Source organism: Allobosea sp. P1_A7 (assembly GCF_056406775.1).
On record NZ_JBFTZN010000551.1, the window covers coordinates 1 to 1,524 of the forward strand.

2 protein-coding genes are annotated in these 1,524 nt (G+C 56.4%); one reads left to right on the forward strand and one right to left on the reverse strand.

Translation table 11 applies throughout. From position 1 onward, the window contains the following. Nucleotides 1-168: 168 nt before the first annotated feature. Nucleotides 169-774, forward strand: a complete 606-nt coding sequence (locus AC1D34_RS37500) for an SDR family oxidoreductase (RefSeq protein WP_476827021.1) — start codon at nt 169-171, stop codon at nt 772-774. A gap of 110 nt (nt 775-884) precedes the next feature. Here AC1D34_RS37500 and AC1D34_RS37505 read toward each other — a convergent pair whose 3' ends face one another. Beyond that, entirely contained in the window at nt 885-1,232 is a 348-nt protein-coding gene (locus AC1D34_RS37505; protein WP_441509149.1) for a hypothetical protein, read from the reverse strand. Between the last annotated feature and the right edge of the window lie 292 nt (nt 1,233-1,524).

The following is a 1,524-nucleotide window of genomic DNA, read 5'->3' on the forward strand; positions in this document are numbered from 1 at the left end:
CAGGATCGGCGCCGCTTCATCTGAGGTCCCGTCGCTGGGACGAGAGCCTGGCAAGGTCGTGTGTAAGGCTGTGATTGCCTCGGCAAATCACGCACCCCTAGATTGACCTGTCGGCTCTGGATCTGATGGCATGGTGTGGCGGTCTTCGTCCTGACCACGGACAGAAGCATGATCCTGGCGACGAGATATCGTTCAGWGGGACTTGACGATCAAAGGCCCATTACAGAAGCCCTTACAGAAGCTCTGCGAGGTGGTCCGATTACAAGGCTTGTGAACAATGTCGGGGCGGTCTTCCCGAGTAGCGTCGAAACCCAGACGCTGGCCGAGTTGGATATGGCAGTTTCACTAAATTTACGTTGTGCTCTTCAGTGCCTTCAAGCGGTCTTGCCAGGCATGAAGGATGCTGGATTTGGTCGGATCGTGAACATCTCTTCGCGTGCGGCCCTTGGTAAGGAGCTTCGGAGTGCATACGCCGCAACCAAGGCTGGTCTGATTGGTATGGCTAAAGTCTGGGCTCTCGAACTGGGGTGTCACCGGATCACCGCTAATAGTGTCGGGCCTGGTCCCATTCGTACAGAGCTGTTCGAGCGCGCCAATCCGAGAGAAAGTCCTGCAACGCAAGCGRTTATCGATAGCATCCCGGTTGGTCGAATGGGCGAACCGGAGGACGTGGCCCATTCGGTAGCATACCTCCTTGATCAGCGAAGCGGCTTTGTCACCGGACAGACACTCTATGTATGTGGGGGAATGACGGTTGGCGCCGCGGGTGCATGAGTGTGTCGATCGGCAACGTAATCCGCTCGGCGTCCTTATAAGGTGATCGAAGAGACGAACTGCCCCGCCCACTTGCGTAGGGGGCGTTCGGTATTGCAATCCTTCCGGTCTCAATCCGTCAGTCGGATCGATTTCTCACGGCAAAGATCGATGCCCTCATTGTCGCTCTCGACCTCGTCGCTGAACTTGGCGAGGACGGAGTAGTTGCAACCCGCCGGCTTGTTGAGCTTGAGCGCAATGCTCTTACCGGCGGCGAGCGGCTTGGAGAGCTTCGCAATAAGCCGCGGCTTATCACCCGGGGTAGTGATTTCCAGGGAGACGACCGGCACGAGGCGGGCATTCGTGACTTTGACTTGCGCGGGCGGCTTGGCGGATTGCGCAGTGGCTGGATTAGTCGCGAGGCAAATGGATACAGTGAAGCCGATTAAGCCGGCCGAGATAACGGGCTGACATCTCATGTTGTATGGTTCCCCCCTTGCGAGCCTGATGCTGCTCGCATCTAATTTCCGGCTATAATGGGCAGGAAAGCGGCTGCTGTCCTCCCGAACAGCAACCTTCTCCCGCAGAGCGGCGTTCCCCCCGAGATTATTATTAGCCCCGTGCTTTTTCTCGGCTGCAGGTACAATCACACACGCTGTTGCGGGACGACAGCTATACTTTATATGGCCCACCATTAATCTGCCACATTGTGATCCGCAACTTCCCCGGGTGTCGTTTCAAGTACTGTTAATGTTTCTCACTGTGTAAGCT

What these genes read in the sequence shown, in the direction of transcription:
- AC1D34_RS37505 (WP_441509149.1), bottom strand. Translation starts at nt 1,232, where the DNA reads ATGAGATGTCAGCCCGTTATCTCGGCCGGCTTAATCGGCTTCACTGTA.